The sequence below is a fragment of the Limnohabitans sp. JirII-29 genome (assembly GCF_003063395.1).
Lineage (GTDB): Bacteria > Pseudomonadota > Gammaproteobacteria > Burkholderiales > Burkholderiaceae_C > Limnohabitans.
The window spans coordinates 1-15,312 of record NZ_NESB01000010.1 but is presented as its reverse complement, the minus strand read 5'-3'; the positions used below and the strand labels follow the sequence as shown (position 1 = coordinate 15,312).

Sequence of the window (15,312 nt, the reverse complement as noted above, 5' to 3'; positions counted from 1 at the left end):
GGAGCCTTTCTCAGTGCGGTGTTTGCGCCATTTGGCGCAGACGAAAACGTTGCAATTTGCCGGTCTCAGTGCGCGGCAGTTGGGCCACGAAGTCGATGCGACGTGGGTATTTGTAGGGTGCGATCTGGGCTTTGACAAAGTCTTGTAACTCGCTGGCCAACGCGTCGCTGGCCACCACGCCAGCTTTGAGCACCACATAGGCGCTCACCACATGGCCGCGTGCTTCGTCGGGGGCGCCCACCACGCCGCATTCGGCCACAGCCGGGTGTTGCAACAACACGCTCTCAACCTCGGGGCCTGCGATGTTGTAGCCCGCCGACACAATCATGTCGTCGTTGCGCGCGAGGTAGCTGAAGTAGCCGTCGGCATCCATCACAAAGGTGTCACCGGGCAGGTTCCAGCCGTCTTTCACGTAGTCGGTTTGGCGTGGGTCGTCCAAGTAGCGACAGCCCGTGGGGCCACGCACGGCCAGGCGTCCAGGCGTGCCGGGCGGCACGGGCTGCATGCCGTCATCCACGATTTGGGCTTGGTAGCCCGGCACCACTTGGCCCAAGGTGCCGGGGCGCCAATCTTTGCCAGCGCTGGCGATGTAGATATGAATCACCTCGGTGCCACCAATGCCGTCGGTGATGGGAATGCCCGTGTGTTGCAGCCACAGTTGGCGCGTGGCCTCGGGCAAGGCTTCACCGGCAGACACTGGGTGGCGCAAGCTGCTCAGGTCCACGCCATCGGCCAAGAGCGCCATTTGTCGGTAGAACGTGGGCGCGGTGTAGCACTGGGTGGCACGGTATTTTTCAATGGTGTGCAGCAGCAACTCGGGTGTGAGTTTTTCCAGCAACACGGTGCTGGCGCCATGGCGCAGCGGAAACGCCAGCAGGCCACCCAAGCCAAAGGTGAAGGCGATGGGCGGGGTGCCGCACACCACATCGTCAGGCCCCATGTGCAGCACATGGCGTGGGAACAAGTCGCACATGGCCAGCACGTCGCGGTGAAAGTGCATGGTGCCTTTGGGCTTGCCGGTGGTGCCGCTGGTGAAGGCAATCAGGCACACGTCGTCGCGGGTGGTGGGGTGGCCCCCATAGGGCTGGTCAAAGCGCTGCATGCGCGCTTCCAGCCCATTGGGCGCATCGCTGCCAAACACCACCATCTGCTGCAAGCTGGGTGCGTGTTGCGCGTGTGCCGGGTCCAGGCAGTGTGCCAACTCGTCGGCCAAGCTGCTGGCGCACAGGGCGGCGCTGACCTGGGCTTTGTCGAGGATTTGTTTCAGCTCGGTGGCTCGCAGCAAGGGCATGGTGGGCACCGCCACCATGCCGGCTTTGAAGGCGGCCAAGCAGCAGGCCGCCATCATGGGGCTGTTGGCACCGCGCAGCAGCACCCGGTTGCCTGACACCAGCCCCATGTCGTGGATCAGCACCTGGGCGATGCGGTCGATCTGTTGTTGCAACACCCGGTAGCTCCACGTGCCCTGGGGGCCGTGGATGGCCGGGCGTTCGCCCCGGCCCTCTTGCACATGCCGGTCCACCAGTTCGACGGTGACGTTTAAAAAGTCGGGGTAGTGCAGCTCGGGCTGGTCAAACACAAACAGCGGCCATTGCTCGGGCGGGGGCAGTCGGTCACGGGTAAAGGTGTCAAGGTGTGACGAGGCACTCAGCGGTGCGTTGTCAGGCCCTGGATGGTGTGTGTGTGTCATGCCACGCCTTTCGTCCTGTCAGGGCTTGAGCAGGTCACGCCCGATGATGAGCTGCTGCACTTCGGTGGCACCTTCGTAGATGCGCAAGGCGCGGATCTCGCGGTAGAGCGACTCGACGATGCTGCCTTTTTTCACCCCCATGCCACCGTGCAGCTGCACTGCCATGTCAATGATTTGCTGGGCGCTCTCGGTGGCGGTCATCTTGGCCATGGCCGCTTCGCGGGTGATGCGCTGCCCCTGGTCACGCAGCCAGGCTGCACGGTAGGTGAGCAAGGTGGCGGCATCCAGCAAGGTGGCCATTTGTGCGATCTTGCTTTGGGTGATTTGGAAGTCGCCCAAGTTGTGGCCAAACATTTGCCGTGTACGCACCCAGCTGATAGAGGCGTCCAGGGCCCGCCGTCCAAAGCCCAGAGCAGCGGCTGCCACCGAGGTGCGAAACACATCGAGCGTGGCCATGGCCACTTTGAAGCCTTGGCCGCCTTCGCCCATGCGTTGTGACACGGGCACGCGTGCGTTGACAAAACGCAGCGTGGCCAAGGGGTGAGGCGCAATGACGTCAATGCGTTCTGAAATTTCCAGCCCCGGTGTGTCGGCGTCGACAATGAAGGCGCTGATGCCGCGTGACCCCGGGGCCTCTTGCGTGCGCGCAAACACCACGTAGAAATTGGCAATGCCGCCGTTGGAGATCCAGGTTTTTTCGCCATTGAGCACGTAGTGGTCGCCATCCAAGGTGGCGCTGCAAGCCATGGCGGCCACGTCCGAGCCGGCGTGGGGTTCGCTCAAGGCAAAGGCGGCGATGGCGCTGCCTTCCACCACGCGCGGCAGGTAGTTTTGTTTTTGCGCTTCGGTGCCAAACAGGCTGATGGCCCCCGAGCCCAGGCCCTGCATGGCAAAGGCGAAGTCGGCCAAACCGTGGTGCCAGGCCAGCTCTTCGCGCAGCAAGCAGATGGAGCGGGTGTCAATCACATCCTGGTCGCCGCCGTAGGCCAAGCCCGCCACGGCATAGCGCAACCAGTCGCCACGGCCCAAGGCCTGTACCCAATGGCGGCACTGGGCATCGACATCGTGGTCGTGTTCGGCTTCACCGCCAATGTGTGCGATACACCAAGCATGCAGGTCGCTTTTGAGTTGACGGTGTGCGTCGTCAAAGAAGGGCCAATCCAGTTCGGGTGGCCACTCACCGGGCATGGGTCTGAGGCGGGTCATCGTCAGTCTCCTTGGAAAACCGGAGTTTGCTTGGCCACGAAGGCGTGATAAGCCCGGTGGAAGTCGTTGGTCATCATGCAAATGGCCTGGGCTTGGGCTTCGGCCTCGATGGCTTCGTCCACGCCCATGTTCCATTCTTGTTGCAACATTTTTTTGGTCATCGCATTGGCAAAGGTCGGGCCGTGGGCCAGCTCGCGTGCCATGGCCTGGGCTTGGGCCAACACCTCGTCGGGGGCGCAGACGCGGTTGTAAAAGCCCCAGCGTTCGGCCTCGGCACCGGGCAAGCCACGGCCGCTGTAGAGCAACTCAGACGCACGGCCTTGCCCAATGACACGCGGCAGCAGCGCACAGGCGCCCATGTCGCAGCCGGCCAAGCCCACCTTGTTGAACAAGAAATAGGTTTTGCTGCGCTCGGTGCCGTAGCGCAAGTCGGAGGCCAGCGCCAACAGCGCACCGGCACCGGCACAAATGCCGTCAATGGCCGCCACGATGGGTTGCGGGCAAGCCCGCATGGCTTTGACCAGGTCGCCCGTCATGCGCGTGAAGGCCAACAAGCCCGGCATGTCGAGTTGGGTGAGGGGGCCAATGATTTCATGCACATCGCCACCTGAGCAAAAGTTGCCGCCTGAGCCGGTGATGACCACTGCGTGCACATCATCGGCGTAGCACATGGCGCGAAACAGGTCGCGCAGTTCGGCATACGAGCCAAACGACAGCGGGTTTTTGCGCTCGGGTCGGTTGAGGGTGATGGTGGCGACGCCGTCGTTCACTTCGAATAAAAAGTGTTCGGCTGGGTAACCCGCCAGGGTTTGGCGGTGACGTGGCAGTTGGTGCGGTTGGCCGTTGAGGTAGGTGGTGCTCATGCGTGCTCCGAGGGCGGGTTGGACTGGCTGTGGTGGATGCTGGTTTTGAGGTGGCCCAGCAAGTTGCTGAGTTTCTGCTGTTGGCGCTCTGACAAGCCGCTGAACAAGGCCACCACCCAGCCTTCGTGGGCCGAGGCCATGCTGGCGAAGGCTTTGTGGCCCGAGGGCGTGAGCAGCACACGAAATGAGCGGCGGTCTTTGGCGGCGACTTGGCGCTGCACCAGCTGTTCTTTTTCCAGTTGGTCCACGATGACGGTGGTGTTGCCGCCGCTGACCATCATGCGGCGTGACAGCTCGCCCATGGTCAGCCCTTCGGGGTGGCGTTCGAGTTGCGCCATCAAGTCAAAGCGCGAGAGCGAAATGTCGAACTGCTCGCGCAGTTGCTGCCGGATGGCGTCTTCCACCAGGGTGGTGCACGACAGCAGGCGCAGCCACAGGCGCAGTGAGGCGTGGTGGTCGTCGCGCGCGCGCAACTCCAGGTCTTCGGTTTCTAGGTGGTTCATCCTGCCAACTCCCCGCCATCGACGGCGATGGCTTGTCCGTTGATGGCATTGCTGCCGGGCAGGCACACGCTGAGCACGGCGTGCGCCACTTCCATGGGTTGCACCAAGCGTTGTTGTGGGTTGCGTTCGGCCAGTGCAGCACGCGCCTCGTCGGGCGTCTTGCCGGTTTTCTGCACGATGTTGGCAATGGCCTCGGCCACGATGTCGGTCTCGGTATAGCCGGGGCAGATGGCGTTGACGGTGATGCCTTTGCGCGCCAATTCCAAGGCCAGTGACCGGGTCAGGCCAATCACGCCGTGCTTGGCGGCGCTGTAGGCGCTGACGTAGGCGTAGCCTTGCAGGCCTGCCGTGCTGGCCACGTTGACGATGCGCCCAGGCGTGCCTTGGGCGGCGGCTTGCAGCATGCTGGGCAGTGCCGCATGGGTGCACAGGTAGGTGCCGGTGAGGTTGACGTTGAGCATCTGTTGCCACAGCGCCAAATCGGTTTTGCCAAAGGGCAGGCTGGCTGCTTGGCCTGCGTTGTTGACCAGAATGTTCACCGGGCCCAGGGCCTGCACGCTGGCCGCCATGGCGCGCTCGATGGCGGCTGCATCGCTCACATCGGCGGCTTCGATGTGCACGCGGACTGTGGGGCCGAGTGTGCGAGCCAGTGCTTGCAGGCTGTCGGCGTTGCGCCCCATCAAGGTCAGGCTGGCACCGGCATCGGCCAGTTGCTTGGCGATGGCAGCACCAATGCCACGGGCGGCGCCGGTGATCACGGCATGACGTGCGTGGAGGGGAAGGGTTGTCATAGGTTTATTTGAGTGCTTGTGTGGCCGCGCGTTCGAAGTTGGCTTCGATTTGGCGCTTGGCCGATAGGTATTGCTTGGGCCATGACACGGCTTGGTAGCCGATCCGGGCCGCTTCGGTCAAGGTCCAGGCGGGGTTGGCCAGATGCGGGCGGGCCACGGCGCACAAGTCGGCACGGCCTGCGGCAATGATGCTGTTGACGTGGTCGGCTTCGCTGATAGCACCCACGGCGATGGTGGCAATGCCCGCTTCTTGTCGAATCTGGTCGGCAAACGGGGTTTGGAACATGCGGCCAAACACGGGCTTTTCTTGTTTGCTCACCTGGCCCGACGAGCAGTCGATCAGGTCAGCGCCTGCGGCTTTGAAGGCTTTGGCCATCAGCACCGCATCGTCTGGCGTGATGCCGCCTTGTACCCAGTCGTGGGCGGAGATACGCACCGACATGGGCAGGTGCTCGGGCCACGCCGCACGCACCGCCTGGAACACTTCCAGCGGGTAGCGCAGCCGGTTGTCGAGCGAGCCACCGTACGCGTCGCTGCGGTGGTTGGTGAGCGGTGAGATGAAGCTTGAGAGCAAATAGCCGTGCGCGCAGTGCAGCTCCAACCAATCAAAGCCGGCCCGTGCGGCCCGCTGCGTGGCCGCCACAAAGTCGGCTTTGACGCGGTCCATGTCGGCGCGGGTCATGGCGTGCGAGGTTTGGCTCACGCCTTCGATGTATTGCTGGGGCGACGCGCTCAAGAGCGGCCAGTTAGCTTCGGTGTCGTCGTCGCTCAGGGGTTGGTCAATGCCGTCCCAGGCGCGACGGGTGGAGCCCTTGGCTCCGGCGTGGCCGATTTGTGCGGCCATTTTGGCGTCGCTGTTGGCGTGTACCCAGGTCACGATGCGTTGCCACGCGTCGGCTTGTGCGTCGTTCCACAGGCCCGGGCAACCGGGGGTGATACGCGCGTCGGGGCTGGTGCAAATCATTTCGGCAAACACCAGGGCTGCGCCGCCCATGGCGCGCGCGCCTAGGTGCACCAAGTGGTAATCGCCCGCGATGCCGTTGACGGCCGAGTACTGCGCCATGGGCGAGACCACCACCCGGTTTTTCAGCGTGACCGAACGCACGCTGTACGGCGTGAACATAGGCGGTGTGGCGGGCAAGGCCGGGTTGTCTTGGGCGAACCAGTGCTCATAGCCGTCCAGCCAGGCCTTGTCGCGCAAGCGCAGGTTCTCGTGGCTGATGCGCTGGCTGCGTGTGAGCATGGAGTACATGAATTGCTCAGGTTCCAACTGGTCGCAGTAGCGTTCGCCACACACCTCGAACCAGGCCATGGCGTTCCAGGCGGCGTTTTGAATTTTCAGCGTTTCAATGCGGCGCGCTTCTTGGTAGGCCTTCAACACATCGGTGATGTGGCTGGGGTCATCGCCGAGCAGCTCGAACTGGCGGGTGAGTTCAATCGCATCTTCAATCGCCAGCTTGGTGCCCGAGCCAATGGCAAAGTGGGCTGTGTGCACCGCATCGCCCATCAGCACCACGTGGCTGTTGTGTTGGTTTTTGAGCCACCACTGCTCGCAGACCACGCGCTGAAAATTGAGCCAGGCCGAGCCGCGCAGATGGCGCGCATTGGTCATCAACTTGGCACCTTGCAGGTTGTCGGCAAATAGTTTTTCGCAAAACGCAATCGAGGCTTCTTGGTCGGCTTTGTCTAGGCCGTGGGCCAGAAACACATGCTCTGGGCACTCGACGATGAAGGTGGTGGTGGTGTCATCAAACTTGTAGATGTGGGCTTGGAACCAGCCGTGCTCGGTCTTTTGAAAATCAAAGGTGAAGGCGTCGTACAGGCGGTGCGTGCCCAACCAGATGTAGCGGTTGGGGCGCGTCACGATGTCGGGCTTGAAGGTGTCTGCGTAGCGGGTGCGGACGGTGGAGTTGATGCCGTCACTGGCGATGATCAGGTCGGCATCGGGGAAGTCGAGGTCGGACTGCACATCACAGTCAAACACCAACTTCACGCCCAGTTGCTCGCAGCGTGCCTGCAAGATGTTGAGCAGTTTTTTGCGGCCAATGCCCACAAAGCCGTGGCCACCTGAGCGAATGCGACGGCCTTTGAACAGCAGCTCAATGTCGTCCCAATGGTTGAAGGCTTCTTGAATCTGATCGGCTGTCTCGCGGTCCCAGGCGCGCATGTTGTCCATGGTGGCGTCTGAGAACACCACGCCCCAGCCAAAGGTGTCGTAAGGGCGGTTGCGTTCGACCACGGTGATGTCGTGGGCTGGGTTGCGCTGCTTCATGAGCAAACCAAAGTACAGCCCCGCTGGGCCTCCTCCGATACAGACGATTTTCATGACGCACTCCTGATTTGTTTCGGACTTGTATATTTCAATATTGAAATAACTTTCCTTCAAATTCAAAAATCTGTCAAGTGCTTTTCTTGCGCAACGCCTTGCTGCGCTTGGAATCTAGGCCATATAACCAAAGTTATATGACCCTTGTTAATCTAGTTTTTAACAATTTTGATGAATAAACTATTTCTCACAAATACAGTAAAGCAATGAGGATGCCACGTGGCCGAAGCAAATATCTCTACCAGCCAACAGGCCTTCGACGCGCAAGAGCTCGACAGCTTGAATGTTCAGCAGCAACTGGCTGAGCAGGGGGATTCTTCTGCGCCATCAGGCGGCCCCACCCAAAATCGGGTGGATACGCCCGTGGCAACGCCTGCTGCTGGCGTGCAAGACGGGCCGAGTTTGTTCTCTAAAGATCCGGTGCCAACGCACAACCAGGAAGACCTCAACAGCAGTGCCCGAGCGGCCGAGTCGAACGATTCACAAACCAGTGGCAGCAACAGTGACCGTTCGGGCCGCAGTGCCGATCTGGGTGGCGTGAACACCTTGGCAGGGCTGGCGGCACCAGTTGCCAATAACAATGTATTGCCCACAGGGCTTGTGGCAGGTGGCGCGGGCCCAGATGTGGCCGTTCAGCAAGTGACCGTGGCAGAAGCAGGTGGCATGAGAACGGGCCTTGCACAAGCGCAGGTGGCTCGCGCTGGCGTGACAGCCGGGTCAGGCGCTGCGAGTGTGACCAATGCAACAGCAGCCACCGTGACGGCTCCCAGCGTGACACCTGTCACACCCACGGTGACAGCGCCCACGGTGGCCAGTCCGGCCGAAGCCGTGGCGGCAGCTGCGGTGGTGCCTGTGGTCGCCCCAATCAGCAGTCCGACAGTGACCAATGCGGTGATCACGCCCACGCAGGTGTTTCAGCCCAACACAGCAGCCTTGTTGGTGACCCCGATCACTCCCACCAACACGGCTCCAGTGGTGACGGCTCCTTTGGTGGTGAGCACCATTGAAGACAGTGCAACTCTGCGCGTGGATGCTTTGCTCAATGCATCAGACCCAGATGCGGGCACTGTCTTGAGTGTGGTGAATTTGCCCAGCAGTTTGCCCAATGGCGTGACTTTCAACGCCAGCACCCACTCGTTTGTGATTGATCCCAGTCATGCGGCTTTTCAGTCGCTGGCGGCGGGACAACAACAAGTGATTCAAATTGATTACGGCGTCAGCGATGGCAGCTTGGTCACCCCGACGTCGGTGAAGCTAACCGTCACAGGTACCAACGATGCGGCAGTGATCACAGGCACAAGCACGGTTGGCTTGGTAGAGGCCAACAGCGCAGCAGCATTGAGCACCAAAGGTGTTTTGTCGGCCACAGACGTGGACGGCAGTGCTTCGTTTGTGGCGCAAAGCAATGTGGCGGGAAACAACGGTCATGGCCAGTTCAGCATCGGCACCGACGGTGTTTGGACCTACACGGCCAACAGCGCGCACAACGAGTTTGTGGGTGGCCAGACCTATACAGACAGCTTCACGGTGGCCACAGCGGATGGCACCAACCAAGTGATCACGGTCAGTATGACGGGCAGCAATGATGCTGCGGTCATCACCGGGACCAGCACCGCTAGCTTGACGCAGAGCACCACGGTTGCGTCGTTGAGTACCACGGGGTCGTTGTCTGCGACGGATGTGGACAGCAGTGCCGCCTTCGTTGCTCAGAGCAATGTGGCTGGGAATAACGGCTACGGTCAATTCAGCATCGGAACCGATGGCGCCTGGACGTACACGGCCAACAGTGCGCACAACGAGTTCGTCGGTGGACAGACCTACACCGACAGCTTTACGGTGGCGACGGCGGATGGCACCTCGCAGGTCATCACGGTCAGTATGACCGGCAGCAATGATGCAGCGGTCATCACCGGAACCAGCACGGCCAGCTTGACGGAAACAAACGCAGCAGCATCGCTCTCCACAACAGGCAGCTTGAGTGCCTCGGACGTGGACAGCAGCTCGGCCTTCGCTGCCCAGAGCAATGTCGCTGGCAACAACGGTTACGGTCAATTCAGCATCGGAACCGACGGTGCCTGGACCTACACGGCCAACAGTGCGCACAACGAGTTCGTGGGTGGCCAGACTTACACCGATAGCTTCACGGTGGCCACAGCCGATGGCACTAGCCAAGTGATCACGGTCAGCATGACGGGTTCGAATGATGCAGCCGTCATTACTGGAACCAGTACCGCTAGTCTCACCGAAACAAACGCAGCAGCCTCGCTCTCCACCACGGGCTCACTCTCGGCAACAGACGTCGACAGCAGTGCGGGGTTCGTCGCTCAGAGCAATGTGGCCGGTAACAACGGTTATGGTCAATTCAGCATTGGCACAGACGGCGCTTGGACCTACACCGCCAACAACGCACACAACGAGTTTGTGGGTGGTCAGACTTACACCGACAGCTTTACGGTGGCGACGGCGGATGGCACCTCGCAGGTCATTACCGTCAGCATGACGGGCAGCAACGATGCAGCGGTCATCACCGGCACCAGCACAGCCAGCTTGACCGAAACCAATGCAGCAGCATCGCTCTCAACAACCGGCTTCCTCAGCGCGACGGATGTGGACAGCAGTGCATTGTTTGTCGCTCAAACAGGCGTAGCCGGTAACAACAGCTACGGCCAGTTCAGCATCGGCACGAATGGCGCTTGGACCTACACCGCCAACAGCGCGCACAACGAGTTTGTGGGTGGACAGACCTACACCGATAGCTTCACGGTTGCCACCGCAGACGGAACAAGCCAAGTCATCACCGTCAGCATGACGGGCAGCAACGACGCGGCAGTCATCACAGGAACCAGCACGGCAAGTCTCATCGAGACCAATGCAGCAGCATCGCTCTCAACTACAGGTACGTTGAGCGCCACCGACGTGGACAGCAGCGCCGCCTTCGTTGCTCAAACAGGCGTAGCCGGCAGCAACGGCTACGGTCAATTCAGCATCGGCACCAACGGCGCTTGGACCTACACCGCCAACAGTGCACACAACGAGTTTGTCGGTGGACAGACCTATACCGATAGCTTTACGGTGGCGACCGCAGACGGCACGAGTCAAGTGATCACCGTCAGCATGACGGGCAGCAACGATGCGGCCGTCATCACGGGTACCAGCACAGCGAGCTTGACCGAGACCAATGCAGCAGCCTCGCTCTCCACCACGGGCTCACTCTCGGCAACAGACGTCGACAGCAGCGCAGCCTTCGTTGCCCAGAGCAATGTGGCCGGTAACAACGGTTATGGTCAATTCAGCATTGGCACAGATGGCGCTTGGACCTACACCGCCAACAGCGCACACAACGAGTTCGTGGGGGGGCAGACCTACACCGATAGCTTCACAGTCGCTACGGCCGATGGCACCAGCCAAGTGATCACGGTGAGCATGACTGGATCGAATGACGCAGCAGTCATCACCGGAACCAGCACGGCCAGCTTGACGGAAACAAACGCAGCATCTTCCCTGAGCACCACGGGCTCACTGTCTGCAACAGACGTTGACAGCAGCGCAGCCTTTGTTGCGCAGACTGGTGTTGCTGGTAACAACGGCTACGGTCAATTCAGCATTGGTACTGACGGTCAGTGGACGTACACGGCCAACAGCGCGCACAACGAGTTCGTCGGTGGGCAGACTTATACCGACAGCTTCACAGTCGCGACAGCGGATGGCACGACACAGGTCATCACAGTCAGCATGACCGGCAGCAACGACGCGGCAGTCATCACAGGCACCAGTACGGCCAGCTTGACCGAGACCAATGCAGCAGCCTCGCTCTCAACTACAGGTACGTTGAGCGCCACCGACGTGGACAGCAGCGCAGCCTTCGTCGCTCAAACAGGCGTAGCTGGCAACAACGGGTACGGCCAGTTCAGCATTGGCACCAACGGCGCTTGGACGTACACCGCCAACAGCGCGCACAATGAGTTCGTGGGTGGTCAGACTTACACCGATAGCTTCACAGTCGCGACAGCCGATGGCACGAGCCAAGTGATCACGGTCAGCATGACGGGTTCGAACGACGCTGCGGTGATCACCGGAACCAGTACAGCTAGCCTGACTGAGACCAACAGCGCAGCGTCGCTCTCCACAACCGGGACACTCAGTGCCACTGACGTTGACAGTAGCGCCGCCTTCGTTGCTCAGAGCAATGTGGCTGGGAATAACGGTTACGGTCAGTTCAGTATCGGCGCAGATGGTGCCTGGACCTACACGGCCAACAGCGCGCACAACGAGTTCGTCGGTGGTCAGACCTACACCGACAGCTTCACAGTCGCGACAGCCGATGGCACGAGCCAAGTGATCACGGTGAGCATGACTGGATCGAATGACGCAGCAGTCATCACTGGAACCAGTACGGCCAGCTTGACGGAAACAAATGCCGCCGCTTCGCTCTCCACAACAGGCAGCTTGAGCGCCACGGACGTGGACAGCAGTGCAGCCTTTGTGGCGCAAACGGGCGTGGCAGGCAACAACGGCTATGGTCAGTTCAGTATCGGCGCCGATGGTGCCTGGACCTACACGGCCAACAGCGCACACAATGAGTTTGTGGGTGGTCAGACTTACACCGACAGCTTCACGGTGGCGACAGCCGATGGCACCAGCCAAGTGATCACCGTCAGCATGACCGGCAGTAACGATGCGGCAGTCATCACAGGCACCAGCACAGCCAGCTTGACCGAGACCAATGTAGCAGCCTCGCTCTCAACTACAGGTTCACTTTCGGCAACAGACGTGGACAGCAGTGCCTCCTTCGTCGCTCAAACTGCAGTAGCCGGCAGCAACGGCTACGGCCAGTTCAGCATCGGAACCGACGGTGCCTGGACCTACACGGCCAACAGCGCGCACAACGAATTCGTCGGTGGGCAGACTTATACCGACAGCTTCACGGTGGCCACCGCTGACGGAACAAGTCAAGTGATCACCGTCACGATGACCGGCACAAACGATGCCGCGGTGATCACCGGTACCAGCACCGCCAGCTTGACGGAAACAAACGCAGCTGCCTCTTTGAGCACAACTGGTACTTTGAGCGCTACAGACGTAGATAGCAGCGCCGCCTTCGTCGCCCAGACTGGTGTTGCAGGTAGCAACGGTTACGGCCAGTTCAGCATCGGTACCGATGGCGCCTGGACGTACACGGCAAACAGCGCGCACAACGAATTCGTCGGCGGTCAGACTTATACCGACAGCTTTACAGTCGCGACTGCAGACGGAACAAGTCAAGTGATCACCGTCACGATGACCGGCAGCAACGATGCTGCGGTGATCACCGGTATCAGTACAGCAAGCTTGACCGAGACCAACAGCGCAGCCTCGCTCTCCACAACAGGCAGCTTGAGTGCTACCGATGTAGACAGTAGTGCAGCCTTTGTTGCGCAGAGCAATGTGGCCGGTAACAACGGCTACGGTCAATTCAGCATCGGTACAGACGGTTCCTGGACCTACACGGCCAACAGTGCTCACAACGAGTTTGTCGGTGGTCAGACCTACACCGATAGCTTCACGGTGGCGACAGCTGACGGAACAAGTCAAGTGATCACGGTCACGATGACCGGTACGAACGATGCTGCGGTGATCACCGGCACCAGCACGGCAAGTCTCACCGAAACAAACGCAGCAGCTTCTTTGAGCACAACTGGTACTTTGAGCGCTACAGATGTGGATGGCAGCGCTGCCTTTGTGGCGCAGACTGGAGTGGCCGGTAACAACGGTTACGGCCAGTTCAGCATTGGCACCGACGGCGTCTGGACCTACACCGCCAACAGTGCGCACAACGAGTTTGTCGGTGGTCAGACCTACACCGATAGCTTCACGGTGGCGACAGCCGATGGCACGACGCAGGTCATTACCGTCAGCATGACGGGCAGCAACGACGCAGCAGTGATCACAGGCACCAGCACGGCAAGTTTGACCGAGACCAACAGTGCAGTCTCTTTGAGTACAACGGGTTCGTTGTCTGCGACAGACGTCGACAGCAGCGCAGCTTTCGTGGCGCAAACAGGCGTAGCCGGTAACAACGGCTACGGCCAGTTCAGCATCGGCGCAGATGGTGCCTGGACCTACACGGCCAACAGCGCGCACAACGAGTTCGTCGGTGGGCAGACTTATACCGACAGCTTTACGGTGGCGACTGCAGACGGAACAAGTCAAGTAATCACCGTCACGATGACCGGCACGAACGATGCCGCTGTCATCACTGGTACCAGCACCGCCGGCCTGACTGAGACCAACAGCGCAGCGTCGCTCTCCACAACCGGGACACTCAGTGCCACTGACGTTGACAGTAGCGCCGCCTTCGTTGCTCAGAGTAATGTGGCTGGGAATAACGGTTACGGTCAGTTCAGTATCGGCGCAGATGGTGCCTGGACCTACACGGCCAACAGCGCGCACAACGAGTTTATGGGTGGACAGACCTACACCGACAGCTTCACGGTAGCGACGGCGGATGGCACGAGCCAAGTGATCACGGTGAGCATGACTGGATCGAATGACGCTGCGGTCATCACAGGAACCAGTACGGCGAGCCTCACAGAAACAAATGCAGCGGCTTCTCTGAGCACCACTGGCTTACTATCTGCCACGGATGCGGACAGCAGAGCTTTGTTTGTCGCCCAAACAGCTGTGGCAGGCAGCAACGGTTATGGTCAATTCAGCATCGGAACCGACGGTGCCTGGACCTACACCGCCAACAGCGCGCACAACGAATTCGTCGGTGGTCAGACCTACACCGACAGTTTCACAGTCGCGACGGCCGATGGCACGAGCCAAGTGATCACCGTCAGCATGACGGGTTCGAACGATGCAGCGGTCATTACCGGAACCAGTACAGCTAGCCTGACGGAAACAAACGCAGCTGCCTCTTTGAGTACAACGGGCACGTTGTCCGCCACGGATGTGGACAGCAGCGCAGCCTTCGTTGCGCAGACTGGTGTTGCTGGTAACAACGGCTACGGTCAATTCAGCATCGGAACCGACGGCGCCTGGACCTACACGGCCAACAGTGCTCACAACGAGTTCGTGGGTGGTCAGACCTACACCGACAGCTTCACGGTCGCAACGGCAGACGGAACAAGCCAAGTCATCACCGTTAGCATGACGGGCAGTAACGACGCGGCAGTCATTACTGGAACCAGCACGGCAAGTCTCACCGAGACCAATGCAGCAGCTTCTTTGAGTACGACGAGTAGCTTGAGCGCTACAGACATCGATAGCAGCGCAGCCTTCGTCGCTCAGAGCAATGTGTCGGGTAACAACGGCTACGGTCAATTCAGTATCGGTGCTGACGGTGCCTGGACTTACACCGCCAACAGCGCACACAACGAGTTTGTCGGCGGACAGACCTACACCGACAGTTTCACGGTGGCCACAGCCGATGGCACCAGTCAAGTCATCACCGTCAGCATGACCGGCAGCAACGATGCGGCGGTGATCACTGGAACCAGCACGGCAAGTCTCACCGAGACCAATGCAGCAGCGTCGCTCTCTACAACCGGCACCCTCAGCGCCACCGACGTCGACAGCAGCGCAGCCTTCGTTGCCCAGAGCAATGTGGCGGGTAACAACGGCTACGGCCAGTTCAGCATCGGAACCGATGGTGCCTGGACCTACACGGCCAACAGCGCGCACAACGAGTTTGTGGGTGGACAGACCTACACCGATAGCTTCACGGTAGCAACCGCAGACGGAACAAGCCAAGTCATCACCGTCAGCATGACGGGCAGCAACGACGCGGCAGTCATTACTGGAACCAGTACAGCCAGCTTGACTGAGACCAATGCAGCAGCCTCGCTCTCAACAACCGGCACCCTCAGCGCCACCGACGTGGACAGTAGCGCAGCCTTCGTTGCCCAGACCAATGTGGCGGGTAACAACGGCTATGGTCAATTCAGCATCG

At 60.4% G+C, this 15,312-nt stretch carries 7 protein-coding genes and 2 pseudogenes; 1 reads left to right on the top strand and 8 read right to left on the bottom strand.

What is annotated here, in order from left to right; all coding sequences use genetic code 11:
- Nucleotides 1-10: 10 nt before the first annotated feature.
- The 8 genes and pseudogenes from B9Z39_RS17295 to B9Z39_RS14195 all read right to left on the bottom strand — a co-directional run bounded on the left by B9Z39_RS17295 (nt 11) and on the right by B9Z39_RS14195 (nt 7,379).
- Nucleotides 11-280, bottom strand: coding sequence for a hypothetical protein (locus tag B9Z39_RS17295; protein ID WP_369908139.1), 270 nt, complete (start codon nt 278-280; stop codon nt 11-13).
- A gap of 4 nt (nt 281-284) precedes the next feature.
- A pseudogene (locus B9Z39_RS17290) lies at nt 285-362 on the bottom strand (hypothetical protein); the annotation flags it as partial.
- Nucleotides 363-511: 149 nt separating this feature from the next.
- Nucleotides 512-1,690, bottom strand: a pseudogene (locus tag B9Z39_RS14220) (AMP-binding protein); the annotation flags it as partial.
- Nucleotides 1,691-1,708: 18 nt separating this feature from the next.
- Nucleotides 1,709-2,896 carry an acyl-CoA dehydrogenase family protein gene (locus B9Z39_RS14215; protein ID WP_233249017.1) on the bottom strand — a complete coding sequence of 396 codons (1,188 nt, stop codon included), beginning with the start codon at nt 2,894-2,896 and terminating at the stop codon, nt 1,709-1,711.
- A gap of 2 nt (nt 2,897-2,898) precedes the next feature.
- On the bottom strand, nt 2,899-3,759 hold the full coding sequence (locus B9Z39_RS14210) for an enoyl-CoA hydratase family protein (RefSeq protein WP_108302157.1): 861 nt from the start codon (nt 3,757-3,759) through the stop codon (nt 2,899-2,901).
- On the bottom strand, nt 3,756-4,262 hold the full coding sequence (locus B9Z39_RS14205) for a MarR family winged helix-turn-helix transcriptional regulator (RefSeq protein WP_108302156.1): 507 nt from the start codon (nt 4,260-4,262) through the stop codon (nt 3,756-3,758). Before B9Z39_RS14205 ends, B9Z39_RS14210 begins: the two co-directional genes overlap by 4 nt.
- On the bottom strand, nt 4,259-5,053 hold the full coding sequence (locus B9Z39_RS14200) for an SDR family NAD(P)-dependent oxidoreductase (RefSeq protein WP_108302155.1): 795 nt from the start codon (nt 5,051-5,053) through the stop codon (nt 4,259-4,261). Before B9Z39_RS14200 ends, B9Z39_RS14205 begins: the two co-directional genes overlap by 4 nt.
- A gap of 4 nt (nt 5,054-5,057) precedes the next feature.
- Complete coding sequence (locus tag B9Z39_RS14195; RefSeq protein WP_100147962.1) at nt 5,058-7,379, bottom strand: bifunctional salicylyl-CoA 5-hydroxylase/oxidoreductase; 2,322 nt, start codon at nt 7,377-7,379, stop codon at nt 5,058-5,060.
- Nucleotides 7,380-7,598: 219 nt separating this feature from the next.
- On the opposite strand from B9Z39_RS14195, the gene B9Z39_RS14190 reads away from it, so the two are divergent.
- Nucleotides 7,599-15,312 (top strand): VCBS domain-containing protein (locus tag B9Z39_RS14190; protein WP_199221221.1); only part of this gene is annotated, 7,714 nt, incomplete at its 3' end.

Coding starts and splice junctions, on each gene's coding strand:
- B9Z39_RS14215 (WP_233249017.1), bottom strand. CDS start 2,896: ATGACCCGCCTCAGACCCATGCCCGGTGAGTGGCCACCCGAACTGGAT.
- B9Z39_RS14210 (WP_108302157.1), bottom strand. CDS start 3,759: ATGAGCACCACCTACCTCAACGGCCAACCGCACCAACTGCCACGTCAC.
- B9Z39_RS14205 (WP_108302156.1), bottom strand. CDS start 4,262: ATGAACCACCTAGAAACCGAAGACCTGGAGTTGCGCGCGCGCGACGAC.
- B9Z39_RS14200 (WP_108302155.1), bottom strand. CDS start 5,053: ATGACAACCCTTCCCCTCCACGCACGTCATGCCGTGATCACCGGCGCC.
- B9Z39_RS14195 (WP_100147962.1), bottom strand. CDS start 7,379: ATGAAAATCGTCTGTATCGGAGGAGGCCCAGCGGGGCTGTACTTTGGT.